Source organism: Klebsiella sp. 10982 (genome assembly GCF_048589245.1).
Taxonomy (GTDB): Bacteria; Pseudomonadota; Gammaproteobacteria; order Enterobacterales; family Enterobacteriaceae; genus Klebsiella; species Klebsiella quasivariicola.
Genome location: NZ_JBMAXV010000014.1, coordinates 77378 through 102414, shown reverse-complemented (window position 1 = coordinate 102414; position 25037 = coordinate 77378). Strand labels below are relative to the sequence as shown.

General features: G+C 57.1%; 22 protein-coding genes. 9 read left to right on the top strand and 13 right to left on the bottom strand.

Annotated elements, in window-relative coordinates:
• Window positions 1–199: 199 nt before the first annotated feature.
• A complete protein-coding gene (locus tag ACKLKD_RS13375) occupies window positions 200–655 on the bottom strand; it encodes an acetyltransferase (protein WP_025713369.1) in 456 nt (151 codons plus the stop codon).
• A 156-nt stretch (window positions 656–811) separates the two neighbouring features.
• Between ACKLKD_RS13375 and metA the strand changes: the two genes are divergently transcribed.
• From metA to aceK, 4 genes are all read left to right on the top strand, one after another.
• The gene (metA, locus tag ACKLKD_RS13370; RefSeq protein ID WP_004206830.1) at window positions 812–1741 is read left to right on the top strand and encodes a homoserine O-acetyltransferase MetA; all 930 of its coding nucleotides are present in this window, start codon (window positions 812–814) and stop codon (window positions 1739–1741) included.
• Between the two features lie 260 nt (window positions 1742–2001).
• On the top strand, window positions 2002–3603 hold the full coding sequence (gene aceB / locus ACKLKD_RS13365) for a malate synthase A (protein WP_080897967.1): 1602 nt from the start codon (window positions 2002–2004) through the stop codon (window positions 3601–3603).
• 79 nt (window positions 3604–3682) lie between these two features.
• Complete coding sequence (gene aceA, locus ACKLKD_RS13360; RefSeq protein WP_004206828.1) at window positions 3683–4987, top strand: isocitrate lyase; 1305 nt, start codon at window positions 3683–3685, stop codon at window positions 4985–4987.
• A gap of 102 nt (window positions 4988–5089) precedes the next feature.
• Window positions 5090–6874: a bifunctional isocitrate dehydrogenase kinase/phosphatase gene (aceK, locus tag ACKLKD_RS13355; RefSeq protein WP_025713367.1), complete on the top strand. Its 1785-nt coding sequence runs from the start codon at window positions 5090–5092 to the stop codon at window positions 6872–6874.
• Window positions 6875–6925: 51 nt separating this feature from the next.
• Here the strand turns inward: aceK and iclR are convergent, their stop codons facing one another.
• A complete protein-coding gene (gene iclR / locus ACKLKD_RS13350) occupies window positions 6926–7756 on the bottom strand; it encodes a glyoxylate bypass operon transcriptional repressor IclR (protein WP_042929560.1) in 831 nt (276 codons plus the stop codon).
• Between the two features lie 194 nt (window positions 7757–7950).
• Here iclR and metH point away from each other — a divergent pair, with 194 nt between their 5' ends.
• Both metH and ACKLKD_RS13340 read left to right on the top strand, forming a co-directional pair.
• On the top strand, window positions 7951–11634 hold the full coding sequence (gene metH / locus ACKLKD_RS13345; RefSeq protein WP_025713365.1) for a methionine synthase: 3684 nt from the start codon (window positions 7951–7953) through the stop codon (window positions 11632–11634).
• Between the two features lie 130 nt (window positions 11635–11764).
• Window positions 11765–13396: a Na/Pi cotransporter family protein gene (locus ACKLKD_RS13340; protein ID WP_025713364.1), complete on the top strand. Its 1632-nt coding sequence runs from the start codon at window positions 11765–11767 to the stop codon at window positions 13394–13396.
• A gap of 89 nt (window positions 13397–13485) precedes the next feature.
• On the opposite strand, the gene ACKLKD_RS13335 is transcribed toward ACKLKD_RS13340, so the two are convergent.
• From ACKLKD_RS13335 to ACKLKD_RS13300, 8 genes are all read right to left on the bottom strand, one after another.
• Window positions 13486–14295, bottom strand: coding sequence for a shikimate 5-dehydrogenase (locus ACKLKD_RS13335; RefSeq protein ID WP_087804931.1), 810 nt, complete (start codon window positions 14293–14295; stop codon window positions 13486–13488).
• Window positions 14288–15520, bottom strand: a complete 1233-nt coding sequence (sorE, locus tag ACKLKD_RS13330) for an L-sorbose 1-phosphate reductase (RefSeq protein ID WP_117141114.1) — start codon at window positions 15518–15520, stop codon at window positions 14288–14290. The genes ACKLKD_RS13335 and sorE overlap by 8 nt, the downstream gene beginning before the upstream one ends.
• Window positions 15521–15592: 72 nt before the next feature.
• Window positions 15593–16417 (bottom strand): PTS system mannose/fructose/sorbose family transporter subunit IID, encoded by an 825-nt coding sequence (locus tag ACKLKD_RS13325; protein ID WP_002884590.1) that lies wholly within the window; start codon window positions 16415–16417, stop codon window positions 15593–15595.
• 11 nt (window positions 16418–16428) lie between these two features.
• Window positions 16429–17229 carry a PTS mannose/fructose/sorbose transporter subunit IIC gene (locus ACKLKD_RS13320; RefSeq protein WP_025713361.1) on the bottom strand — a complete coding sequence of 267 codons (801 nt, stop codon included), beginning with the start codon at window positions 17227–17229 and terminating at the stop codon, window positions 16429–16431.
• Between the two features lie 65 nt (window positions 17230–17294).
• On the bottom strand, window positions 17295–17789 hold the full coding sequence (locus tag ACKLKD_RS13315; protein ID WP_087804926.1) for a mannose/fructose/sorbose PTS transporter subunit IIB: 495 nt from the start codon (window positions 17787–17789) through the stop codon (window positions 17295–17297).
• Window positions 17789–18196: a mannose/fructose/sorbose PTS transporter subunit IIA gene (locus ACKLKD_RS13310; protein WP_025713359.1), complete on the bottom strand. Its 408-nt coding sequence runs from the start codon at window positions 18194–18196 to the stop codon at window positions 17789–17791. Before ACKLKD_RS13310 ends, ACKLKD_RS13315 begins: the two co-directional genes overlap by 1 nt.
• Window positions 18197–18205: 9 nt before the next feature.
• Window positions 18206–19009, bottom strand: a complete 804-nt coding sequence (locus tag ACKLKD_RS13305; protein WP_025713358.1) for an SDR family oxidoreductase — start codon at window positions 19007–19009, stop codon at window positions 18206–18208.
• Window positions 19010–19079: 70 nt separating this feature from the next.
• Window positions 19080–20027: a sugar-binding transcriptional regulator gene (locus ACKLKD_RS13300; protein WP_095033671.1), complete on the bottom strand. Its 948-nt coding sequence runs from the start codon at window positions 20025–20027 to the stop codon at window positions 19080–19082.
• Window positions 20028–20376: 349 nt separating this feature from the next.
• On the opposite strand from ACKLKD_RS13300, the gene rluF reads away from it, so the two are divergent.
• Complete coding sequence (gene rluF, locus ACKLKD_RS13295) at window positions 20377–21252, top strand: 23S rRNA pseudouridine(2604) synthase RluF (protein ID WP_002884619.1); 876 nt, start codon at window positions 20377–20379, stop codon at window positions 21250–21252.
• Here the strand turns inward: rluF and ACKLKD_RS13290 are convergent.
• Window positions 21249–21521 carry a DUF3811 domain-containing protein gene (locus ACKLKD_RS13290; RefSeq protein WP_002884625.1) on the bottom strand — a complete coding sequence of 91 codons (273 nt, stop codon included), beginning with the start codon at window positions 21519–21521 and terminating at the stop codon, window positions 21249–21251. The genes rluF and ACKLKD_RS13290 overlap by 4 nt on opposite strands.
• Window positions 21522–21720: 199 nt before the next feature.
• Here ACKLKD_RS13290 and ACKLKD_RS13285 point away from each other — a divergent pair, with 199 nt between their 5' ends.
• The gene (locus tag ACKLKD_RS13285) at window positions 21721–22077 is read left to right on the top strand and encodes a type II toxin-antitoxin system RelE/ParE family toxin (RefSeq protein WP_008807320.1); all 357 of its coding nucleotides are present in this window, start codon (window positions 21721–21723) and stop codon (window positions 22075–22077) included.
• Entirely contained in the window at window positions 22074–22412 is a 339-nt protein-coding gene (locus ACKLKD_RS13280; protein WP_008807319.1) for a helix-turn-helix domain-containing protein, read from the top strand. The genes ACKLKD_RS13285 and ACKLKD_RS13280 overlap by 4 nt, the downstream gene beginning before the upstream one ends.
• Window positions 22413–22448: 36 nt before the next feature.
• Here the strand turns inward: ACKLKD_RS13280 and panS are convergent, their stop codons facing one another.
• Both panS and lysC read right to left on the bottom strand, forming a co-directional pair.
• Window positions 22449–23378 (bottom strand): ketopantoate/pantoate/pantothenate transporter PanS, encoded by a 930-nt coding sequence (gene panS / locus ACKLKD_RS13275; protein ID WP_087804924.1) that lies wholly within the window; start codon window positions 23376–23378, stop codon window positions 22449–22451.
• Window positions 23379–23517: 139 nt separating this feature from the next.
• Window positions 23518–24867 (bottom strand): lysine-sensitive aspartokinase 3, encoded by a 1350-nt coding sequence (gene lysC, locus ACKLKD_RS13270; RefSeq protein ID WP_080897965.1) that lies wholly within the window; start codon window positions 24865–24867, stop codon window positions 23518–23520.
• Between the last annotated feature and the right edge of the window lie 170 nt (window positions 24868–25037).

Genomic DNA, 25037 nt, shown 5'->3' with positions numbered 1-25037 from the left:
CCGGTCGAAAGACCGGGCTTTTTGTTTTGCGTTAAAAAAGAACCCCGTCCCGAAAGGTGCGGGGTTTTTTGCGGTGTGGGGTATATCTCCCCGGTGGCGCGGCGCTTACCGGGGCTACGGATCCGTAGCCCGGACAAGGTGCGCAGCACCGCCTCCGGGGAGGTCCCTGTCTATGGGTCAGCAGTTGCCGACGTCAATCTTAGTCTGCTTCAGCCTGCTGCTCATGTATCAAATTCAATAACGGATACGGTTGCCCCAGATCGTCTGTTTCAGAGCGACCTGTCACTGTGAAACCCATCTTCTGATAAAACCCGACCGCTTGTTCATTCTGCTCATTAACGTTGGTCGTCAGCTTCGGCGTTAACGACAGCGCATGCTCAATCAGCAATTTCCCTACGCCGCAGCCGCGGACATCCGGATCGACGAACAGCGCGTCCATATGCTCACCGGTCAGCAGCATAAAGGCGATCGGCTGGTCCTCGGTGTTAACCGCCACCCACAGTGGAGCCTCCGGTAAAAATGCGCGTACCATCTCCTCCAGCTCCTTTCGATACGCTTTTGACAGAAAATCATGCGTGGCGTCGACCGACCGACACCAGATCGCAATCAGTTTGTTCCCTTCATCAGGCCGGGAACGGCGGATGCTAATAACCATATTTTCTCCTTTTCTTCGTTCTTATATTCTAACTCAACGCGCGCCGTGAAATTTTCTCACCGTGAACATGCAGACTCGACATTCACCCGATTCCTGGTTATCTTCAGCTATCTGGATGTCTAAACGTTTATACGTATGCTATGAGGTAATAGAGTTATGCCAATTCGGGTGCAGGACGAGCTACCAGCCGTCAATTTCTTGCGCAATGAAAACGTCTTTGTGATGACGACAACACGCGCAACGACTCAGGAAATTCGCCCCCTGAAGGTGTTAATCCTCAACCTGATGCCGAAGAAAATCGAGACGGAGAATCAGTTCCTGCGTCTGCTGTCGAACTCTCCGCTGCAGGTGGATATCCAGTTATTACGTATCGATGCGCGCGAGTCACGTAATACCCCAGCGGAGCATCTGAATAACTTTTACTGTAATTTCGATGAGATCTGCGATCAGAACTTTGACGGCCTGATCGTCACTGGCGCTCCCTTAGGTTTGGTTGAGTTTAACGATGTTGCTTACTGGCCGCAGATCAAACAGGTGCTGGAGTGGGCCAAGGATCACGTCACTTCGACGCTGTTCGTCTGTTGGGCGGTTCAGGCCGCGCTGAACATTCTGTACGGCATTCCCAAGCAGACCCGCGCCGAAAAGATTTCCGGCGTCTATGAACACCATATTCTTCATCCGCACGCCTTACTGACCCGTGGTTTCGACGACTCTTTCCTCGCCCCACACTCACGCTATGCTGATTTTCCGGCCGGACTTATCCGTGACTATACCGATCTTGAGATCCTCGCGGAGACGGAAGAGGGCGATGCGTATTTGTTTGCCAGTAAAGATAAGCGCATCGCCTTTGTCACCGGCCACCCGGAGTACGATGCCAATACCCTGGCAAGTGAATATTTCCGCGATGTGGAAGCCGGTTTGAACCCTGAGGTTCCTCACAACTATTTCCCACAAAACGATCCGCAGAACAAACCGCGCGCCACCTGGCGCAGCCACGGCAACCTGCTGTTCGCTAACTGGCTTAACTATTACGTCTACCAGATTACGCCATACGATCTGCGTCATATGAATCCGACGCTGGAATAATACTCTACGCGAGACGATCCTAAAGCGTTTCAGCATTTTGCCTCTGGCACCTTCGGGTGCCTTTTTTATTTCCGAAATTCACTTCACACACGATGATAACTTTAATTTCATTGTTATCAATATGTTAATGACAATTTAAAATTAAAATGGAAATTGTTTTTGATTTTAGAAATTAATTGAGTAGTCTTAATTGTGCTGAGCGAAAACTACACAACGATCTTTCGCTCGCTTCCAGCGGATCAACCAAGAGGAGCAGCACAATGACGCAGCAGGCGACAATCACCGATGAACTGGCCTTTAATCAGCCCTATGGCGAGCAGGAGAAACAGATCTTAACGCCTGAGGCGGTAGAATTTCTGACCGAACTGGTGAGCCGCTTTGCGCCGGCGCGTAATAAGCTGCTGGCCGCGCGTCAGCAGCAGCAGCAGGCCATTGATGAAGGTGTACTTCCAGACTTTATTTCGGAAACTGCTTCCATTAGAAATGGCGACTGGACTATCCGCGGTATTCCTGCGGATTTGCAGGATCGCCGCGTTGAAATCACCGGCCCCGTCGAGCGCAAGATGGTCATTAACGCGCTGAATGCCAACGTCAAAGTCTTTATGGCTGACTTTGAGGATTCGCTGGCGCCTGACTGGCGCAAAGTCATTGATGGCCAAATCAACCTGCGCGATGCCGTGAACGGGACCATCAGCTACACCAACGAGGCCGGCAAAATCTACCAGCTGCAGCCTAATCCCGCCGTGCTGGTATGCCGAGTGCGTGGCCTGCACCTGCCGGAAAAGCATGTCACCTGGCGTAATGAGGCTATCCCCGGCAGCCTGTTCGATTTTGCGCTCTATTTCTTTCATAACTATCAGGCGTTGCTGGCGAAAGGGAGTGGTCCCTACTTCTATCTGCCTAAAACCCAGGCCTGGCAGGAAGCGGCATGGTGGAACGATGTCTTCAGCTTTACGGAAGATCGTTTTGACCTGCCGCGCGGCACCATCAAGGCCACGCTGCTGATTGAGACGCTGCCGGCGGTGTTCCAGATGGACGAAATCCTGCATGCGCTGCGCGACCACATCGTCGGCCTCAACTGCGGCCGCTGGGACTACATCTTCAGCTATATCAAGACGCTGAAAAACCATCCGGATCGCGTCCTGCCTGACCGTCAGGTGGTGACGATGGATAAACCGTTCCTCAGCGCCTACTCACGGTTATTGATTAAGACCTGCCACAAACGCGGAGCCTTTGCGATGGGCGGCATGGCGGCCTTTATCCCGAGCAAAGAGGCTGAACGTAACCGTCAGGTGCTGAATAAAGTCACCGCCGATAAAGAGCTGGAGGCGAACAACGGTCACGATGGCACCTGGATCGCCCATCCGGGGCTGGCAGATACCGCCATGGCGGTGTTTGACCGCGTGCTCGGCGATAAGCCGAATCAGCTCTCGGTCACCCGAAGCGAGGATGCGCCAATTACCGCTGAACAGCTGCTGGCTCCCTGCGAGGGCGAGCGCACGGAAGCCGGGATGCGCGCCAACATTCGCGTGGCGGTGCAGTACATCGAAGCCTGGATCTCCGGTAACGGCTGTGTGCCGATTTATGGCCTGATGGAAGACGCCGCGACGGCCGAGATCTCGCGCACCTCTATCTGGCAATGGATCCATCATCAGAAAACCCTGAACGACGGCACCCCGGTCACGAAGGCGCTGTTCCGCCAGTGGCTGGCGGAAGAGCTGATGGTGATTCAGGAGGAGCTGGGAGAGCACCGTTTCAGCCACGGCCGCTTTGACGATGCGGCGCGGCTGATGGAGCAGATCACCACCTCTGACGAACTGATTGATTTTCTGACATTACCGGGCTACCGCCTGCTGGCCTGATCGCCAGATGGTGTGGTTCGCCATTTAGTCCTTCACCAATGAGCCTGGGGAGCCAGGAAATTATATGGAGCATCTGCACATGAAAACCCGTACCCAACAAATCGAAGAATTAAACAAAGAGTGGACGAACCCGCGCTGGGAAGGTATTACCCGCCCGTACAGCGCGGAAGAGGTGGTGAAGTTACGCGGCTCGGTGAATCCGGAATGCACGCTGGCGCAGCTTGGCGCGGCGAAAATGTGGCGTCTGCTGCACGGTGAGGCGAAGAAAGGGTACATCAACAGTCTCGGCGCGCTGACCGGCGGCCAGGCCTTGCAGCAGGCGAAGGCCGGCATCGAAGCCATTTATCTCTCCGGCTGGCAGGTTGCCGCGGATGCTAACCTGGCGTCCAGCATGTATCCGGATCAATCGCTGTATCCGGCCAACTCGGTACCGGCGGTGGTGGATCGGATCAACAATACCTTCCGCCGCGCCGATCAGATCCAGTGGTCAGCGGGAATTGAGCCGAACGATCCGCGCTTTATCGACTACTTCCTGCCGATCGTGGCGGATGCGGAGGCCGGTTTTGGCGGCGTCCTTAATGCCTTTGAGCTGATGAAATCGATGATTGAAGCCGGTGCAGCGGCTGTTCACTTCGAAGATCAGCTGGCATCGGTGAAGAAGTGCGGCCATATGGGCGGTAAAGTGCTGGTCCCGACCCAGGAGGCGATTCAGAAGCTGGTGGCGGCGCGTCTGGCGGCCGATGTGATGGGGGTCCCGACGCTGGTGATCGCCCGTACCGATGCCGATGCGGCCGATTTAATTACCTCAGACTGCGATCCGTACGATCGTGAGTTTATTACCGGGGATCGCACCAGCGAAGGGTTCTTCCGCACCCACGCCGGGATCGAGCAGGCGATCAGCCGTGGGCTGGCTTATGCGCCGTATGCCGATCTGGTGTGGTGCGAAACGTCGAAACCGGATCTTGAGCAGGCGCGCCGCTTTGCCGAGGCTATCCATGCACGTTTCCCGGGCAAACTGCTGGCCTATAACTGCTCCCCGTCGTTTAACTGGAAGAAAAATCTCGACGATAAAACCATCGCCAGCTTCCAGCAGCAGCTGTCGGACATGGGATACAAATACCAGTTTATTACCCTCGCCGGGATCCACAGCATGTGGTTTAACATGTTCGACCTCGCCCATGCCTACGCTCAGGGGGAAGGGATGCGCCACTATGTTGAGAAAGTGCAGCAGCCGGAATTCGCCGCCGGGCCGGAAGGCTACACCTTCGTCTCGCATCAGCAGGAGGTGGGTACCGGCTACTTCGATAAAGTCACCACGATTATCCAGGGCGGCGCCTCGTCGGTGACGGCGCTGACCGGCTCTACCGAAGAAGATCAGTTTTGAGCCATGCCCGGCGGCGCGACGCTGACCGGGCCTGTGAAGGGACGCAGGCCGGATAAGCGAGCGCGCCATCCGGCATGACGTGGTGCCGGATGGGGGAGAGCGATGACGCGTGGTCTGGAATTACTGATTGCCCAAACGATATTACAGGGATTCGACGCCCAGTACGGGCGTTTCCTCGAGGTGACCTCCGGCGCGCAGCAGCGCTTTGAACAGGCTGACTGGCACGCGGTGCAGCAGGCGATGAAGCAGCGCATCCATCTCTACGATCATCACGTTGGCCTGGTAGTAGAGCAGCTGCGCTGCATTACCGAAGGGAAAAGTACCGACGTCGATTTTCTTCTGCGGGTGAAACAGCAGTACACCCAACTTTTGCCGGATTACCCACGCTTTGAAATTGCCGAGAGCTTTTTCAATTCGGTCTACTGCCGCCTGTTTGACCACCGCTCGCTGACCCCCGAGCGGCTCTTTATTTTCAGTTCGCAGCCCGAGCGCCCCTTTCGCACTCTCCCGCGACCGCTGGCGAAAGATTTCTTTCCGGAACGCGGCTGGTCGCACCTGCTGGGCAAAGTGCTGTCCGATCTGCCGCTGCGGCTGCCGTGGCAGAATAAAGCGCGGGACATCGGCTATATCATTGCCAGTCTGCAGGAGGCGCTGGGGGAGGAACTGCTCGCCAGCTGTCATCTGCAGGTCGCCAATGAGCTGTTCTACCGGAATAAAGCCGCCTGGCTGGTGGGCAAACTGGTCATGCCGATGGCGACGCTGCCTTTTTTGCTGCCGATCCACCGCAGCGATGAGGGTGAGCTGTTTGTTGACACCTGCCTCACAACCCATGCCGAAGCGAGCATCGTTTTTGGCTTCGCGCGTTCCTATTTTATGGTTTATGCGCCACTGCCCGGCGCCCTGGTGGAATGGCTGCGCGAGATCCTGCCGGGTAAAACGACGGCCGAGCTGTATATGGCGATTGGCTGTCAGAAGCACGCCAAAACCGAAAGTTATCGCGAATATCTGCATTACATTACTCGCTGCGATGAGCAGTTTATTGAAGCGCCGGGCATTCGCGGGATGGTGATGCTGGTGTTTACCCTGCCGGGGTTTGACCGGGTGTTTAAGGTGATCAAAGACCGCTTCGCGCCGCAGAAAGAGATGACCGCCGCCCACGTGCGCGCCTGCTATCAGCTGGTAAAGGAGCATGACCGCGTCGGGCGGATGGCGGATACCCAGGAGTTTGAAAATTTCGTGCTGGATAAACGGCAAATCGCGCCAGCGCTGCTGGCGCTGCTGCAGGCGGAAGCGGGGAACAAACTCACCGATCTTGGCGACCGCATCGTCATCAGCCATCTGTATATTGAACGGCGAATGGTGCCGCTCAACCTGTGGCTGGAGCAGGTTAACGGTCAGGCATTACGTGATGCGGTAGAAGAGTATGGCAATGCTATCCGCCAGCTGGCCGCCGCCAATATCTTTCCTGGCGATATGTTGTTTAAAAACTTCGGCGTCACCCGCCATGGCCGGGTGGTGTTCTACGACTATGATGAAATCTGCTATATGACGGAAGTGAATTTCCGTCATATCCCGCAGCCGCGCTATCCGGAGGATGAGCTGGCCAGCGAGCCGTGGTATAGCGTCTCGCCGGGCGATGTTTTCCCGGAGGAGTTCCGCCACTGGCTGTGCGCTGACCCGCGCATTGGACCGCTGTTTGAGGAGATGCATGCCGACCTGCTGCGCGCCGACTACTGGCGTGAACTGCAGACGCGGATTAAAAACGGCCATGTGGAAGATGTCTACGCCTACCGGCGCAAGCAGCGGTTTAGCGTGCGCTATGGCGCCGACAGTAGGCCGGAGAAGGCGTTTACGCCGCCATCCGGCAAGGTGCGCCGATCTGCCTGATGGCGCTACGCTTATCAGGCCTACTTAAAATGCCCCTCTGGGGCATTTTCTTTATTTAACCCCGCCATACGCCAGCGTGACCTCTTTCGCGGCCTTGATGACCAGCGCGCCCAGCTCAGTCACCCGATCATCGGTCATACGCGAGATGGGGCCTGAGATGGAGATTGCCGCGAACGGTTCGCGATGTTCATCGTAAATGCAGGCGGCGACACAGCGCAGGCCGAGCGCGTGTTCCTCATCATCGAAAGAGTAGCCCCGCTTGCGGGTCTGGGCTAAATCTTCCTTCAGATGCAGCGGGGAGACCAGCGTGGCATGCGTATAGGCATGAAGCCCTTTACGATGCAGCAAACTGGTGACCTGCTCTTCGCTCAGTTGCGCGAGAAACGCCTTCCCGGCGCCGGAAGCGTGCATCGGCAGTTTACCGCCGATTGGCGCCGACATCCGCATCAGCTGGGTGCATTGCACCTGGTCGATAATGATCGCCTGATGGTCGCTCTGGTCGAGCACCGCCAGATTCACCGTTTCACCGGAATCTTCCATCAGCTGGCGCAGGATCGGATGGACAATCGCCAGCAGATTGCGGCTTTGTAGAAAGCTGCTGCCGACCACGAAAGCATGCGCCCCGACGGCCCAGTGGCCCAGCTCGCCCACCTGGCGAACGAAGCCCAGCTGCTGCATGGTGGTCAGCAGACGGTGGGTGGTTGAATTGGGCAGACCCGCCTGCTGCGCCAGTTCGGTTAGCGCGACGCTGCTGTGGGACTCGGCAATCCATTCGAGCAATTTCAGGCCGCGGGTCAGCGACTGAACCTGACCGCCAGCCTGCTGGGCGGTGGCAGCCGCGGGTTTTCTGCCGCGTTTCGCGGGAACGGGGGTAATGGCCATCGCGGTCTCCTTTTTCTGTATCGTGGAAATAATTTTCGTTTTATTTGGCGATAATGCAATCACAACCAGACTCATCGGAGGAGTGAAGCTGAACATGTCTCATATTGCCCGTTGTTGTCTTTTCCGCTCCGGTGGTTTGTGCCAGTATGGTTCGTTGGCTATTTGGCCTGAGTTGAGCGTTGTCGGGAGCAAGTGTGAGCAGCAAAGTTGAGCAACTGCATCAGCAGTTAAAAGAACGTATTCTGGTCCTGGATGGGGGCATGGGCACCATGATCCAGGGCTATCGTCTGAGTGAGCAGGACTTTCGCGGTGAGCGCTTTGCTGACTGGCCGTGCGACCTGAAAGGCAACAATGACCTGCTGGTGCTCAGCAAGCCTGAGGTGATCCGCGAGATCCACGACGCCTACTTCGAGGCCGGCGCGGATATCATCGAGACCAACACCTTTAACTCGACGACCATCGCGATGGCGGATTACCAGATGGAATCCCTGTCGGCCGAGATCAACTTTGCCGCGGCGAAGCTGGCCCGCGCCAGCGCCGACGCCTGGACGGCCCGCACGCCGGAAAAACCGCGCTACGTCGCGGGCGTGCTTGGCCCGACCAACCGTACCGCCTCTATCTCGCCTGATGTGAACGATCCGGCGTTCCGTAATATTACCTTTGACCAGCTGGTGGCCGCCTATCGCGAATCCACCCGGGCGCTGGTGGAAGGTGGTGTGGATCTGATCCTGATTGAAACGGTATTTGACACCCTGAACGCCAAAGCGGCCATCTATGCGGTGAAAGAGGAGCTGGAGGCGCTGGGCGTTGACCTGCCGCTAATGATCTCCGGCACCATTACCGACGCCTCCGGCCGCACGCTTTCCGGGCAGACCACCGAAGCTTTCTATAACTCGCTGCGCCACGCCGAAGCCTTATCGTTTGGTCTGAACTGCGCCCTCGGGCCGGACGAGCTGCGCCAGTATGTTCAGGAGCTGTCGCGCATCGCCGAATGCTATGTCACCGCGCATCCGAACGCCGGTCTGCCCAACGCTTTCGGCGAATACGATCTGGATGCCGACACCATGGCGGCGCAGATCCGCGAATGGGCGGAAGCCGGTTTCCTTAATATCGTTGGCGGCTGCTGCGGTACGACCCCGGAGCATATTGCCGCTATGAGCCGGGCGGTGGCCGGTTTACCGCCGCGCCAGTTGCCGGAACTGCCGGTGGCCTGCCGCCTCGCCGGCCTGGAGCCGCTGAACATCGGCGACGACAGCCTGTTCGTTAACGTCGGCGAACGTACCAACGTCACCGGCTCGGCGAAATTTAAGCGCTTGATCAAAGAAGAGAAGTACAGCGAAGCGCTGGACGTTGCCCGTCAGCAGGTCGAAAGCGGCGCGCAGATTATCGATATCAACATGGATGAGGGGATGCTCGACGCGGAAGCGGCGATGGTGCGCTTCCTCAACCTGATTGCCGGCGAGCCGGACATTGCCCGCGTGCCGATCATGATCGACTCCTCCAAGTGGGAAGTCATTGAAAAGGGTTTGAAATGCATTCAGGGCAAAGGCATTGTTAACTCGATTTCGATGAAAGAGGGCGTCGAACCCTTTATCCACCATGCGAAACGGGTTCGCCGTTATGGCGCCGCGGTAGTGGTGATGGCCTTTGACGAAGTGGGTCAGGCCGACACCCGCGAACGCAAAATTGAGATTTGCCGTCGCGCCTACAAAATTCTCACCGAAGAGGTCGGCTTCCCGCCGGAAGATATCATCTTTGATCCCAATATCTTTGCGGTAGCGACCGGTATCGAAGAGCATAACAACTATGCGCAGGACTTTATCGGCGCCTGCGAAGACATCAAACGCGAGCTGCCGCATGCGCTGATCTCCGGCGGCGTCTCCAACGTGTCGTTCTCGTTCCGCGGCAATGACCCGGTACGTGAGGCGATCCACGCCGTGTTCCTCTACTACGCGATCCGTAACGGCATGGATATGGGGATCGTCAACGCCGGCCAGCTGGCCATCTATGATGACCTCCCGGGCGAGCTGCGCGACGCGGTCGAAGATGTGATCCTTAACCGCCGCGATGACAGTACCGAACGGTTACTTGAGCTGGCGGAAAAATATCGCGGCAGCAAAGCGGACGACGGCGCGAATGCTCAGCAGGCGGAATGGCGCAGTTGGGACGTGAAAAAGCGTCTCGAATATTCGCTGGTGAAGGGCATTACTGAATTTATCGAACAGGACACCGAAGAGGCGCGTCAGCAGGCCGAACGTCCTATCGAGGTGATTGAAGGGCCGCTGATGGACGGCATGAACGTGGTCGGTGATCTGTTCGGCGAAGGCAAAATGTTCCTGCCGCAGGTGGTGAAATCCGCCCGCGTGATGAAACAGGCGGTGGCCTACCTCGAACCTTATATCGAAGCCAGCAAAGAGCAGGGCTCCAGTAACGGTAAAATGGTGATTGCCACGGTAAAAGGCGACGTTCACGACATTGGCAAAAACATCGTCGGCGTGGTGCTGCAGTGCAATAACTACGAAATTATCGATCTTGGCGTGATGGTCCCGGCGGACAAAATTCTCAAAACCGCCAAAGAGGTGAACGCGGATCTGATCGGTCTCTCCGGGCTGATTACCCCGTCGCTGGACGAGATGGTCAACGTGGCGAAAGAGATGGAGCGCCAGGGCTTTACCATCCCGCTGCTGATCGGTGGCGCGACTACCTCGAAAGCGCATACGGCGGTGAAAATCGAGCAGAACTACAGCGGACCGACCGTTTACGTACAGAACGCCTCGCGCACCGTCGGGGTGGTGGCTGCGCTGCTCTCGGAGACGCAGCGCGATGATTTTGTCGCCCGCACGCGCAAAGAGTATGAGACCGTGCGTATCCAGCATGGGCGTAAAAAACCGCGCACCCCGCCGGTAACCCTGGCCGCGGCGCGGGAAAACGATCTGGCCTTCGACTGGGAGAGCTACACGCCGCCGGTGGCCCATCGCCTGGGGATACAGGAGGTGGAAGCGAGCATCGAGACGCTGCGTAACTACATCGACTGGACGCCGTTCTTCATGACCTGGTCGCTGGCGGGCAAATACCCGCGGATTCTGGAAGATGAAGTGGTCGGTGAAGAGGCACAGCGCTTGTTCAAAGACGCCAACGAGCTGTTGGATAAACTCAGCGCAGAGAAAACCCTGAACCCGCGTGGCGTGGTCGGGTTGTTCCCGGCCAATCGCGTCGGCGACGATATTGAAATTTATCGCGACGAAACCCGCACTCACGTGCTGACGGTGAGCCATCATCTGCGCCAGCAGACGGAGAAGGTCGGCTTCGCCAACTACTGCCTCGCCGACTTCGTCGCGCCGAAGCTGAGCGGCAAAGCGGACTATATCGGCGCCTTCGCCGTCACCGGCGGCCTGGAAGAGGACGCGCTGGCGGACGCCTATGAAGCGCAGCATGATGACTATAACAAGATCATGATCAAGGCCATCGCCGATCGTCTGGCGGAGGCCTTTGCCGAGTATCTGCATGAGAAAGTACGCAAGGTCTACTGGGGGTATGCGGCCAATGAGAACCTCAGCAATGAGGAGCTTATCCGTGAGAACTACCAGGGGATCCGCCCTGCGCCGGGGTATCCGGCCTGTCCGGAGCACACTGAAAAAGGCACCATCTGGCAGCTGCTGGACGTGGAAGCCCATACCGGCATGAAGCTCACCGAATCGTTCGCCATGTGGCCGGGCGCATCGGTTTCCGGCTGGTATTTCAGCCATCCGGACAGCAAGTACTTCGCCGTGGCGCAGATCCAGCGCGACCAGGTCGAAGACTACGCGCTGCGTAAAGGGATGACCCCGGCGGAAGTCGAACGCTGGTTAGCGCCTAATCTGGGCTATGATGCCGACTAAATCGTCACCTTTCCTTACAACAAACAAGGCGCTCTGTGAGCGCCTTGTCTCTTTATTGAGGTTAACCCCTTATACTGAGAGAGGTTCCAGAACGTCGGAACACCTATAACGATAAGGAGAAGCTGATTCCGTGTTAACTCTGCTACACCTGTTGTCCGCGGTTGCTCTGCTGGTGTGGGGCACGCATATCGTGCGTACCGGGGTGATGCGCGTCTATGGCGCTCGCCTGCGTACCGTTCTCAGTAGCAGCGTAGAGAAAAAGCCGCTCGCCTTCTGCGCGGGTCTTGGCGTCACTGCGCTGGTGCAAAGCAGCAATGCCACCACCATGCTGGTGACCTCGTTTGTTGCCCAGGATTTAGTGGGCCTGACGCCGGCGCTGGTGATGGTGCTGGGGGCTGACGTCGGGACGGCGCTGATGGCGAGGGTGCTGACCTTCGACCTGTCGTGGCTGTCGCCGCTGCTGATATTTATCGGGGTGATCTTCTTCCTTGGCCGCAAGCAAACCCGTGCCGGGCAGCTGGGGCGGGTGGGGATCGGCCTGGGGCTGATCCTGCTGGCCCTGGAGCTGATTGTTCAGGCCGTCCACCCCATTACTCAGGCCAACGGCGTGCAGGTGATTTTTGCCTCGCTGACCGGCGATATCATGCTGGATGCCTTGATTGGCGCCGTATTCGCGATCATCAGCTACTCCAGTCTGGCGGCAGTGCTGTTGACCGCGACGCTGACCGCGGCGGGAGCGATCTCTTTCCCGGTGGCGCTGTGCCTGGTGATTGGCGCCAACCTGGGATCGGGGCTGTTGGCGATGCTCAACAACAGCGCGGCGAACGCGGCAGCGCGCCGCGTGGCGTTGGGTAGCCTGCTGTTTAAGCTGGTGGGGAGCCTGATTATTCTGCCGTTTGTCCATCCGCTGGCCGCGGTGATGCACAAGCTGCCGTTGGCGGAGTCTGAACTGGTCATCTACTTCCACGTCTTTTACAACCTGCTGCGCTGCATCGCGATGGTGCCCTTCGCCGGGCCGATGGCGAAGCTGTGCCAGCGTCTGATTCACGATGAGCCCGAGCTGGATAACCATCTCAAACCCAAGCATCTCGACCCGTCGGCGCTGGACACCCCGGCGCTGGCGCTGGCCAATGCCGCGCGTGAGACCCTGCGCATTGGTGATGCGATGGAGCAGATGCTGGAGAGCCTGCATAAGGTGATGCATGGCGAACCGCGTCAGGAGAAAGAGCTGCGCCGCATGGCGGACGATATCAACGTACTCTACACCGCCATTAAGCTCTATCTGGCGCGAATGCCAAAGGATGAGCTGGCGGAAGAGGAATCCCGGCGCTGGGCGGAAATCATTGAAATGTCGTTAAACCTCGAGCAGGCGTCCGATATCGTCGAGCGGATGGGCAGCGAGATCGCCGATAAATCACTGGCGGCACGACGCGCCTTCTCGGTGGAAGGGTTAAAGGAGCTGGATGCGCTGTACGATCTGCTGCTCAGCAATCTGCAGCTGGCGATGTCGGTCTTCTTCTCCAGCGATGTACCCAGCGCCCGCCGACTGCGGCGTAGCAAACACCGGTTCCGCATACTTAACCGCCGCTACTCGCATGCGCACGTTGACCGTCTGCATCAGCAGAACGTGCAGAGTATCGAAACCAGTACGTTGCATCTGGCGCTGCTGGGGGATATGAAGCGCCTGAACAGCCTGTTCTGCTCGGTGGCCTACAGCGTGATGGAGCAACCGGATGAAGACGACGAACGGGATGACTACTGAGACGGATTATTTTCCCCGTTTATGTCGCTTCTTTTGTGGCGCGATAGCCCTCCCGGGAGGTGGCTGACGCCTTTCCCGGGAGGGAGACACTAGCTTCTGGCAAACGCCGAGGCTTCTGCCACCAGCTCGTTATCCGGCCGTACGCCGGTATAAAGGGCGAACTGCTCGACAGCTTGCAGGGCAATAACTTCCGCGCCGCTAATGGTCTGCTTACCCCGTTGCTGCGCCAGGCGAATCAGCGGAGTTTCCGCCGGCAACGCGACCACGTCAAACACGACGCTGGCCTGGGCCACCATGGCCTCGCTGAACGCCAGCGTGTTGCTTTCCGCTCCCCCTGCCATGCCCAGCGGTGTAACATTGACCAGAATCTCAGCTGCGATCCCTTCCGGCAGGGGCTGCCACTGAAAGCCATACTGTTTTGCCAGCGCCAGGCCGCGCTGGCGATTGCGGGCCGCAATGATCACATCGCGAAAACCGGCATCACGGAAGGCGGCAATGACGGCTTTCCCCATGCCGCCGCTACCCTGAATCATCACTCTGGCGTTGGTATCGAGCCGATGGCTGGCGATCAGGCTTTTAACCGCGATGTAATCGGTGTTTAGCCCGGTTAACTTCCCGTCGTCATTGACGATGGTGTTGACGGAGTCGATGGCTTTTGCCGACGGGTCGATCGCGTCAAGAAACGGTATGCAGCTCTCTTTAAACGGCATGGAGACCGCACAGCCGCGGATACCCAATGCGCGAACCCCTTTTACCGCCGCCTCAATATCCGTTGTCGTAAAGGCTTTGTAGAGATAGTTCAACCCCAGCTTTTCATACAGATAGTTATGAAAGCGGGTGCCGAAGTTGCCGGGGCGACCCGCCAGAGAGATACACAGCAGCGTATCGCGGTTAATCATGCGTAATATCCTCCGCGTGGGCCAGCAGATACGCTTCAGCCTCCTGGGACCAGATCCCATGGTGACGTGCCACAATCGCTGCCAGTTCGGGATCGGCGATCTCGCCAAGCGGCGTGAGCGGGAAGGCTTTTCCGGTATATACCAGCTTTTTCCCCCCGCCGACGGCAGGCAGATCGAGGGTGGTTTCGCCCGCGGCGTTCAGGCCGAGAATATGGGTGACCACTTTCGCCGTCTGGACCTTTTTCGCCTGCATCAGCGCCACCGCGGCGCGCATATCGTCAGTATTGCCGCCGGAGGTGCCGACGTAGTGGGTAAAGGCGTAGTGCACGTCGTAGAAGTTGATCGGGGCGCTGAATTGCTTATCCTGGGGGCCAGCAAAGAAATTCAGGCAGCCGTCCGGGGCCAGCAACGAGGAGGCCAGAGTGATCAGCTGTTCGTTTGGCACAAACACGAAGATATCGTCGAAGCCATGGCCGCCGCTGAGCGCCAGCAGCGTATCGCGACTGGCCTCATGGCCGTCGAGATAGTGGATCAGCGTCTGCGGCTCAGAGGGGTAATGACGGCGGGCGTAGCTGAGCTTCGGCTTATTGGTATCGGTCACTACCAGTAGTGAAGGATTGATGGGGCCGTGTAGCGCATAGTCGATGGCCAGCAGCCCCATTGGCCCCGTCCCGCCCAGGATCAGGGTGCGCCCCTGCGGACGGATCCCCATCACGTGGTTGTAACTCCCCTCCTGCAGATGATAGTTGGCGTTGAAGGCGCCAATGACGCAGGAGAGCGGCTCGACCAGCGATCCTTCAAACCAGGTATCCCCCTCCCAGGTGAGCAGGCAATCCTGCGCCATCACCTCATTGGGGATCACCACATAGGTGGCTTCGCCACCGATCCATGGGAATGAGTAGCCGGGGCAGTCGGGCCGGTCGGGCAACTGCAGGTTGGCCTGGATCACGTAGCGCTGCCCAGGCTGAAACTTATGCTGCCACTTTTTACCGACGGCGAGGATTTCGCCGCAGAATTCATGGCCGATAATAATGGGCCTGGTGGCCACATCATCTGGCACCTTTTTATGAGCGGCACCCTGATTGGCCTCTTTCCATGAAGAAAGGCACAGGCTGTCAGTGACCACCCGGGCGAGGATCTCATCGTCCTGCATCGCCGGGAGGGTAAAGGTTTCCAGGCGCAGGTCACGTTTGCCATACAGGCGCAGGGCCGTTGTTGTTTGCATAAACCACCTCATCCCCTTCATCTTTCGGGGCTATGTTGTTGACGTCACCCCGGCATCGCCGGGGCGGAATAATCAGGACAGAAAGCCGAGAGCGTTGCCGATAATGCCTAAGCCGAACAGGGCGAAAATCAGCCAGACTGGATTCACTTTCTTATTCAGCAGACGCACCATCAGTAGCGTCAGGCCCAGCGCCAGCAGGCCGGGGCAGAGCTGATCGAGGATGTTCTGGACGGTCATGGTGACGGTGGCGCCGTCAGCACCGGGCGTTTGGGAGACCACCAGCGGCACATTGATGGTGGTCCATTTGGTCACCAGCACCCCCATGACAAACAGGCCGAGAATGGAGGCGCCTTCGGTCAGCTTCTGCAGCAGGTTACCGCCCATATCGCTGACGATATTGACCCCCTTACGGAAGCCCAGCTGCAGGCCGTACCACTTCATTGCCAATCGCACCGCGTTGAAAATAAAGAAAAATAACAAAGGCCCCAGAATATTGCCGGAGAGGGCCAGCGAGGCGCCGAGGGCCGCGGTAATCGGCCGCAGCGTGCCCCAGACCAGCGGGTCGCCGACGCCTGCCAGCGGGCCCATCAGACCCACCTTGATGCCGTTAATAGCGCCATCGTCAATGGCCGCGCCGTTGGCCCGAGCCTCCTCCATGGCGGCGGTGACGCCGATCACCGGGCCGCATACCGCCGGCGTGGTATTAAAGAACACCAGATGACGCTTCAGCGCCGCGACCTGATCGGCTTTGAGCGGATACAGGCGTTTGATCGCCGGGATCATGTCGTAGCAAAATCCCAGGCCATGAATACGTTCGAAGTTAAAGGAGGCCTGCTGGAGGTTGGAGCGGAGAAACATGCTCACCAGGTCGCCTTGCGTGATTTTTTTCTGTTCCATTTTCGGCTCCGTTAGTCGTCAAGCTGGTCAAGGGCGGGTGCAGAGGGGGCGGTGGAGGCGGCGGGTTCAGCCTTACGCCACTGCGGATTGAGCTGGAGGTAGATCAGCGCGATGATGACGCCCACGCCGCCGAAAGCCAGCAGGCTGAGGTCGAGATAACCGCCAGCGAGAAAACCGAGGAAAAAGAAGGGCATCAGGTACTTCACGCCCATCATTCGCAGCACCATCGCGTAGCCCACGACGACAATGAAACCACCGGCAATCTGCAGGCCGCGGGTGACGAATTCCGGGATTGCGCTGAGCATACTGCTGACCATGTCCGCGCTAACGAACAGCGAGACCACCAGCGCCGGGATTGCCACGCGCAGTGCCTGCACCCCCAGCGCGGAGACATGCAGCAGGTCGATGGTGCGAAAGCGCGCCTCCTCGGCCGCTTTGTCCGCGGCGTGCTGGAACACCACGGTAATGGTACGGGCGAAAACGGTCAGCACCTGCCCGGCGGCGGCCACCGGCAGAGCAATGGCGATACCGGTGGCAATGCTCTGGTGGCCCACAATCACCAGAATGGCGGAGATAATGCTGGCCAGCGCCGAATCGGGCGACTGCGCTGCCCCCACGTTCATCCAGCCGAGGGCGATCAGCTCCAGCGTACCGCCGAGCATAACCCCGGTTTTTAAATCGCCCAGGATGAGGCCAATCACGGTACAGGCGATAAGGGGCCGATGGGTCTGAAATTCATCCAGCACACTGCCCATTCCGGCAATACAGGAAAAAATAAATATGGCTATTATCTGTAGGGTACTAATTTCCATAATTTATGACCTTTAAGGTGTGAGTCATCCTGCCTGCTACGGCATATCACAACAGGCGCTATTTTTTATTCGCAGAAAGCTGTTTCGTTAATTTTGTCGAGAATATTGACTGACGGATCTGATGCGACCACGCGTAAATCGAGTTTTACGCCCAGTTTATCGAGTTCACGGAATGCCTGAATATCCTGCGGATCCAAAGAAACGGCTTTGGTTAGCTGTTTTTTTCCGGGGCGCCAGGCCATGCCACCAATATTTAACGTGGCGATCTGCACACCCTGGCGCACCATCGTTAAAACATCGTGTGGATTGGTAAATAAATAAAAGACGGTCTCATCCTGATATTGCGGGTTATGATAGACCGCTACCGCCTTTTCCAGACTGACAACATTTACCTTCATGCCTGGCGGTGCCGCCTGGCGCAACAGGGTCCGGCGAACTTCATCGTTAAATACCTCGTCATTGCAGATAATTATCCGCTGGGCGTTAGCGACTTTTGACCAGACGGTGGTGACCTGCCCATGAATGAGTCGGTCATCAATACGGGCGAGCGTAATATGCATCAGAACTCCTCCTCAACGGTTTCTGGCTGCTGCCAGACCACACAGCACTGGCTGGCAATGGTTTGCAGATGCTGACATAAGTCATCGGCGCTCAGGGTATGCTGGTTATCCACCAGCTCAAGCGCCAGCGGCAGCGACAGGCCGCTAATCACCCGGATCTGCGGGTGACGCATTGCCAGACCGGCTGCGGCATTCCATGGGCTTCCGCACTGCAAATCTACCGCGATGACCCACTCCTCATCGATGTGTGCGCTTACTAACTTTTCCAGGTTAATGGCGATATCCGCCGCGTTTTCGCCGGGGACAAACGCGACGGCGCTGACGTTAACCTCGCCGTAGACCATGCGTACCGAATCAAGCATGGCCCCGGCCAGCTGGCCGTGGGCGCAGAAGATAGCGTGAACCATACTGCCTCCTTAACCGCGCGTTTTTCCGCCGGCAATGTTAGTGGTGACTCCGGTGATGTAGCTGGCGCGTGATGACAAGAGATAGCAAACAAAATCAGCGACTTCCGAGAGTTTTCCCGCCCGCCCGATGGGAATGGCGTTTTTGGTATATCCCTCGCGAAGTTGCTCGACGGTGATATTGCGCGTCCAGGCCAGCGCCTCTTCATATTCCGGCGTCCGCAGGCCGGTTTTTTCGAGGATCCCCGGCGCAACGCCGACCACACGGATCCCATATTTACCCAATTCTTTAGACCAGGAGCGGGTAAAGCTATTGAGCGCGGCCTTGGTGGCGGCGTAGCAGCTTTGACCTTCAGAGCCTTCCAGACCGCTCTCCGACGAAACATTGACAATCACCCCGGCGCGCTGTTTGACCATTTGACGTGCCACCGCCTGCGACATGAAAAACACCCCTTTCTGGTTGATATTGACCATTTTTTCAAAAGCGGCTTCGTTTAATTCATAGCGGCCGGCCGGTGCTTTTTCGTCGACTAATAAACGTGGGAAATTCACGCCGGCGTTATTGACCAGGCCATCAATACGCGACCAGCGCTGAATAATGGCATCGATAGTCTGCTGTACCTCTGTCGCGCTGGAAATATCCGTCGGCCAGAAATGATAATTATCGCCATTGTGATGGCGATCGCCGCCGTGAATATCAATCATCTGGACATGAGCGCCTTGGGATAATAATTCATCGACAATGGCCAGCCCAATTCCTGAGGCGCCACCGGTTACGATAATGACGTTATCTTTTAAATTTAACCAGGTATTCATTATGCTCTCCCATTTCTTTAGATAAAGGGATCCCCCGCAGCGCGTGCTGCGTGAAATCATATCCTGTGTGTTATTTCAGTAATAATTCAGCTGTTTCTCTGTTTGTCACCAGACAATTAATATAGCGTCCGTGCAATGCGCCAAGAATGCCCGAGTATTTCTCTTGCCCCATGGCGATGCCGATGGAATAACGCGCCTGGCGCAGCTTCGCCATTTCGATCGACAGCGTTTTTTCGCTCATATTGGTATCGACTAACCCGCCGTTAATATCGTAGAAACGCGAGCAGATATCCCCGGCGACGTGGCGGGCGTTGAGATCGTCGCTCTCTTCGCTGCCGTAGAAGGCGTGCCAGTTTGCGCCGTCGCGAATGGCCGGTGAACCAATACCCACCAGCGCGACATCCAGACTGTCCCAGTAGGATGAGATGGTTTTAAAGTGCTGGGACTGCATGATGCCGTTGCGGATCAGCGGGTTATCCAGCAGGGCTGGAAAATCGGCAAGGTGGGATTCCGCTTTCAGCCTGGCTGCCGCACCGTAGGTTAACGTGTTCACATGGTAGCGGCTCTCCAGTTTACCGGAAGGCCCGCCGATGATGGGGACGCAGATCACCTGGCGTGAGTGGCTGGCCTGCGGCAGGTTCTCCACCAGCGAACGCACGGCGCGGCCCCATGAAAAACCGATAATATCGCCGGGTTCCAGCAACCGATCGACAAGCAGGGCGCCATGCTGGCCCATCGCGCTCAGCTGTTCTTCTTCCAGCAGCCCATCGCTACTGGCAACCACCGCCTCTTTCAGACCAAATTTTTGCTTGAGCTGTTGTTCGAGCCACAGGTTCTCGTTGTAGTCATAGTTGATGGCAATGGTGACAATGCCCTGCTCGCGGCCGCGCTTCAGCAGGCGACTAATGGTGGTGCGATAGATCCCCAGCTCGCGAGCGATTTGCGCCTGGGTCATATCCTGCTCGTAATAGAGCTGGGCGATTTTGACAATCAACCGGATATCATCGCTATTTTCCATAGTCATCTGCTGGCTCCTGCACATTTGTGCAAATCGCGGGTTTGTGCTGTTGATCTGATATAACCCTATTAGAGCCGCCGTTTAAAGGGATTTTCTTTTATTTCATCACCCTAATCTGGCGAATAATCTTGCACATTTGCGTTATCAATAGTGGGTTGTTGGCACCTTTGTGCATTGCGCGCTAAGCCGCTGATTCTGTGATATTTCATTACGCAAAGTTGCCAGACGTTGAGCGGGACACTTTTGTGAAAAAAGGCGTAGTCGATCACACCTTGCGCCGGAGGGCGCAAAGGCACATCTTTTTTCTCGCCCACAAGGTAGGGTATATTTCGCTTTTACAGGAGAATCTATGCTGCCCGACTCATCAACCCGATTAAATAAATACATCAGTGAAAGCGGCATCTGCTCGCGTCGCGAAGCGGACCGCTTTATTGAACAAGGCAACGTCTTTATCAATGGCAAGCGCGCCACTATTGGCGATCAGGTGAAGCCTGGTGACCTGGTCAAAGTGAACGGACGGTTGATTGAGCCGCGTGAAGCGGATGATCTGGTGCTGATTGCGCTGAATAAGCCGGTCGGTATTGTGAGCACCACCGAAGATGGCGAGCGTGACAACATTGTCGACTTCGTCAACCACAGCAAGCGTATCTTCCCTATCGGCCGTCTGGATAAAGATTCTCAGGGGCTGATCTTCCTCACCAACCACGGCGATCTGGTGAACAAGATCCTGCGCGCCGGCAACGACCATGAAAAAGAGTATCTGGTGACGGTCGATAAGCCGGTGACTGATGAGTTTATTCGCGGCATGGGCGCAGGGGTGCCGATTCTCGGGACGGTGACGAAAAAATGTAAGGTGAAGAAAGAGGCGCCGTTCGTTTTCCGCATCACTCTGGTGCAGGGGCTGAATCGCCAGATCCGGCGTATGTGCGAGCACTTTGGCTATGAAGTGACGAAGCTTGAGCGTACGCGGATCATGAACGTGAGCCTGACGGGGATCCCCTTGGGTGAATGGCGTGATCTAACCGATGACGAGCTGATCGACCTGTTCAAGCTGATTGAAAATTCCTCTTCCGAAGCGAAGCCGAAAGCCAGGCCGAAGGCCAAAGCGGCGACTCCCGGGATCAAGCGCCCGGTGGTGAAGATGGAAAATAGCAACGATAAGGGTCGCCCGGCTGGTAACGGGAAACGTTTCACCCAGCCGGGACGTAAAAAGAAAGGGCGTTAACGCCTGCCGCGGGTCGGCGTATTCGCCGACCAGGAAAAGGTCGCTTCCTTGTCCGTTTTGTAAGCCTGCTGTTTTCTCACCTGGCGGGCTTTCTTCGCTTCCGCTTCACGCTGCGCCATCAGCTTATCGATATATTCCTTTTTCACGCTGTTCGTTTCCGCATTGCTCAGCGGGCGGCCATGCGCAATGCGCGCGCGGTCAAGCAGCGTTTTCAATTCGCGCTGTTCGCGCTCGGTCATCTCTTTTTGTGTAATACGGGGGAGTGCCATGGTGGTGCCCTCAGTCAGACCAGAGCACCCAGTGTACGGCAATCAGCGCAAAATAGAACGCATCCGGAAAGCGCCTCGCAGAATATTTCCCTCGTTCGTGACCAGTGAGCGGGTCTGGCTTAGGGTAATGGCACGTCTACCGTCCAATGACGACAAATTTTGGGTGGGTGATGTATAAAATTTTATACAAGGATGTGATATGCTCAATCAGCAACAGAGATTAAGGCGTATCGTCTGGATGGGCTCTTCCTTTGACGATCTGCGCCAGTTTCCTGAGGACGTCCGCAGAGATGCCGGATTCCAGCTTTATCGTTTACAGTCGGGTTTAGAGGCTGCGGACTGGAAAGCGATGCCTCAACTGGGGCGGGGCGTTGAAGAAATCCGCCTGCGCCACTTTTCCGGTGCATATCGGGTAATTTATCTGGCCCGTTTTGCAGAGGCGATATATGTCCTGCACTGTTTTAACAAAAAGACGCGGCGTACCGCCGAACACGAAAAACAGATTGTCAGAAACCGTTTGCAGGTAATACAGCAGGAACACAGGAGTCATAAATGAATCGTAAGAGGGTGGATGGTATTCGTCATGTGACCTCTGAAGAGAGCAATATATTCAGTGAACTGGGCTTTGATGATGCTGACGCAGAGCAGCTTCGGGGACAAGCGGAAAAAGAAGTTGAGCAGTTGATGGCGCTTAAACGACAGTTAATGCAGGAAATCGCTGAGTGGATAGATGAACATCAATTGAAGCAGGCCGATGCTGCCGCGAAGTTGAGCATTTCGCGCCCGCGTATTTCAGATGTGGTCAATCAGAAAACCAGTAAGTTTACCCTGGATGCGTTAGTCATGATGTTAATGAAGTTAGGTAAACCAGTACGTTTGCAGATTGGATAACGCACACGCCCGGGCCTGCGCCCGGACGTATCACGCTCAGCGCTTGTCGGCTTTTTTGGCGATAGGCTTTCCTGACCAGTACCCGGCCAGCAGCGAACCGGACAGGTTATGCCAGACGGAGAACAGCGCGCCTGGCAGCGCCGCCAGCGGGCCGAAGTAAATTTTACCCAGCGCGGCCGCCAGGCCAGAGTTCTGCATCCCCACCTCGATCGCCAGCGTACGGCAGGTGGATTCATCAAAACCAAACAGACGTCCGCCCCAGTAGCCGCCAAGCAGGCCAATGGTGTTATGCAGGATCACCGCGATAATCACCACCAGGCCGACGGAGGCGATATGGGCGGCGGAACCCGCCACCACCGCGCTGATGATCGCCAGTATGCATACCATCGAGAAAGCGGGCAGGAACGGCTCTACCGCTTTCACCACCTTCGGCAGCAGATGATGGACAATCAGTCCCAGCGCGATGGGGATGACCACAATCTGCAGAATGCTGAGCAACATGCCCATGACGTCGACCTGAATATGCGCGTCGACGTACAGACGGGTGAGCAGCGGTGTCGCCACGACGCCGACGAGGGTGGAGACCGAGGAGATGGTCACCGACAGCGCCACATCCCCTTTGGCAAGAAAGATCATCACGTTGGAGGCGGTCCCGCTGGCGACGCTGCCGACCAGCACCATCCCGGCGGAAAGCTCCGGCGGCATATGAAACAGCAGCGCCAGCAGCCAGGCGGTGAGCGGCATCACCAGATAATGGAGAAAGATCCCCGCAGCGACCGGCGCCGGGCGCGACAGGACGCGTTTGAAATCTTCCAGCTTCAGATGGACGCCCATACCGAACATGATCAGCATCAGCAGGGTGGTGACCCATGGGCCAATCGGGGTGAAGGTGGTGGGGGTGTAATAGGCCAGAACGGAGAGCAGCAGTGCCCATAACGGGAACAGCCGCGTCAAAGTTGCGAGCATGTTGTGTTCCTTGCGATACGCGAACCGGGCCGCGCCATCCCGATGGGGCGGCGAGCAGGTCAGCTGGTTGTGTTGATGTTGTTATAAAAAAGCCGGGTTCGAGCCCGGCTATAGGTATTGTTTATCGTGCTAATGAATTTTATTCAAACAAATTATGATGCAGCTTCTGCACAACTTTCTCCGCATCGGCGCCAGGCACCAGGAAGCAGAGGTTGTGGCTGGAGGCGCCATAGCAAATCATGCGGATGTTAAACGGCTCGAGGACGCCAAAGACCTCTTTGCCTACGCCGCAGGCTTTCGACAGCGCATTGCCAATCAGGGCCACCAGCGCCAGGTCTTCCTCCACTTCCACGCGACATAGCGAGGAGAGCTCGGTCAGCAGCGCCTGGGTCAGCAGGGTATCGCCCGCAGAGGTTGAGCCGGTGGTGTCCATGGTCAGGGCCACGCTCACTTCGGAGGTGGTGATCAAATCGACGGAGATGTTATGGCGCGCCAGAATACCGAACACTTCGGCGAGGAAGCCGCGGGAGTGCAGCATATTCAGGCTGTGCAGCGTCAGTAACGTCTGGCGGCGACGCAGCGCCAGCGCGCGGAACAGCGGCGGGTTCTCGGTGGTTTTACATACCAGCGTACCGCCCGCTTTAGGCTCTTTACTGGAGCCGACAAACACCGGGATATCGCTGCGCACGGCAGGCAGCAGGGTCGCCGGGTGCAGCACTTTGGCGCCAAAGGTGGCCATTTCCGCCGCCTCTTCAAAGGCGATGACGTCGATGCGTTTCGCCGCTGGCGCGACGCGCGGGTCGGTCGTATAGATCCCCGGGACATCGGTCCAGATATCGACACGGGTGGCATGCAGCGCTTCGCCGAGCAGAGCGGCGGTATAATCGCTGCCGCCGCGGCCGAGAGTGGTGGTGCGGCCTTTCGCTTCGCTGCCGATAAAGCCCTGGGTTACCACCAGGCCTTCCGCCAGGCGTGGCGCCAGCTGCTGCTGGGTCAGTTCGGCGACGGCGGCGATATCCGGTTCGGCGCGGCCAAAACGATCGTTGGTACGCAGCACCTTACGGGCGTCAAACCACTGCGCCTGGATACCGCGCTCACGCAGAATTTCCACAAACAGCAGGGTGGACATCAGTTCGCCATGGCTGACCAGTTCGTCGGTCAGGGCGGTGGAGGAGGCGAGCGCGGCGGCTTCTGCCAGCGTGGTGATATTTTCCAGCAGGCGCTCAATCTCTTCGCGGATCACGTTGGGATAGCGCAAACGCTCCAGAATATTGAACTGGATCTGGCGCAGGGCATCCAGCTGGGAAAAACGTTCGGTGGGTTCCAGCCCGCCCGCTAAGGCCACCAGAATGTTGGTCACGCCGGCAGAGGCGGAGAGCACAACAATACGGGTATTGGCATCGAGCAGCGCCACATCAATGCTGCGGTTCATCGCGTCAAAATCAGCAACGCTGGTGCCGCCAAATTTGGCGACGACTAGATCTGTCATAACAACCTCGTGTCAGGGGGCCTGACTTATTAAAACGATTCCTGACCACCGATCCTGGCAGGGGCTGGACGCCGCCGGATCGCAACAAAATGTCTTAATAAGCCAGGCCAAATTATTCAGCCATGGCACAAGGGAAGAGCGATAAACAGGGTGGCGCAGAGTGATAAACA

What these genes read in the sequence shown, in the direction of transcription:
- ACKLKD_RS13375 (WP_025713369.1), bottom strand. Translation starts at nt 655, where the DNA reads ATGGTTATTAGCATCCGCCGTTCCCGGCCTGATGAAGGGAACAAACTG.
- metA (WP_004206830.1), top strand. Translation starts at nt 812, where the DNA reads ATGCCAATTCGGGTGCAGGACGAGCTACCAGCCGTCAATTTCTTGCGC.
- aceB (WP_080897967.1), top strand. Translation starts at nt 2,002, where the DNA reads ATGACGCAGCAGGCGACAATCACCGATGAACTGGCCTTTAATCAGCCC.
- aceA (WP_004206828.1), top strand. Translation starts at nt 3,683, where the DNA reads ATGAAAACCCGTACCCAACAAATCGAAGAATTAAACAAAGAGTGGACG.
- aceK (WP_025713367.1), top strand. Translation starts at nt 5,090, where the DNA reads ATGACGCGTGGTCTGGAATTACTGATTGCCCAAACGATATTACAGGGA.
- iclR (WP_042929560.1), bottom strand. Translation starts at nt 7,756, where the DNA reads ATGGCCATTACCCCCGTTCCCGCGAAACGCGGCAGAAAACCCGCGGCT.
- ACKLKD_RS13335 (WP_087804931.1), bottom strand. Translation starts at nt 14,295, where the DNA reads ATGATTAACCGCGATACGCTGCTGTGTATCTCTCTGGCGGGTCGCCCC.
- sorE (WP_117141114.1), bottom strand. Translation starts at nt 15,520, where the DNA reads ATGCAAACAACAACGGCCCTGCGCCTGTATGGCAAACGTGACCTGCGC.
- ACKLKD_RS13325 (WP_002884590.1), bottom strand. Translation starts at nt 16,417, where the DNA reads ATGGAACAGAAAAAAATCACGCAAGGCGACCTGGTGAGCATGTTTCTC.
- ACKLKD_RS13320 (WP_025713361.1), bottom strand. Translation starts at nt 17,229, where the DNA reads ATGGAAATTAGTACCCTACAGATAATAGCCATATTTATTTTTTCCTGT.
- ACKLKD_RS13315 (WP_087804926.1), bottom strand. Translation starts at nt 17,789, where the DNA reads ATGCATATTACGCTCGCCCGTATTGATGACCGACTCATTCATGGGCAG.
- ACKLKD_RS13310 (WP_025713359.1), bottom strand. Translation starts at nt 18,196, where the DNA reads ATGGTTCACGCTATCTTCTGCGCCCACGGCCAGCTGGCCGGGGCCATG.
- ACKLKD_RS13305 (WP_025713358.1), bottom strand. Translation starts at nt 19,009, where the DNA reads ATGAATACCTGGTTAAATTTAAAAGATAACGTCATTATCGTAACCGGT.
- ACKLKD_RS13300 (WP_095033671.1), bottom strand. Translation starts at nt 20,027, where the DNA reads ATGGAAAATAGCGATGATATCCGGTTGATTGTCAAAATCGCCCAGCTC.
- rluF (WP_002884619.1), top strand. Translation starts at nt 20,377, where the DNA reads ATGCTGCCCGACTCATCAACCCGATTAAATAAATACATCAGTGAAAGC.
- ACKLKD_RS13290 (WP_002884625.1), bottom strand. Translation starts at nt 21,521, where the DNA reads ATGGCACTCCCCCGTATTACACAAAAAGAGATGACCGAGCGCGAACAG.
- ACKLKD_RS13285 (WP_008807320.1), top strand. Translation starts at nt 21,721, where the DNA reads ATGCTCAATCAGCAACAGAGATTAAGGCGTATCGTCTGGATGGGCTCT.
- ACKLKD_RS13280 (WP_008807319.1), top strand. Translation starts at nt 22,074, where the DNA reads ATGAATCGTAAGAGGGTGGATGGTATTCGTCATGTGACCTCTGAAGAG.
- panS (WP_087804924.1), bottom strand. Translation starts at nt 23,378, where the DNA reads ATGCTCGCAACTTTGACGCGGCTGTTCCCGTTATGGGCACTGCTGCTC.
- lysC (WP_080897965.1), bottom strand. Translation starts at nt 24,867, where the DNA reads ATGACAGATCTAGTCGTCGCCAAATTTGGCGGCACCAGCGTTGCTGAT.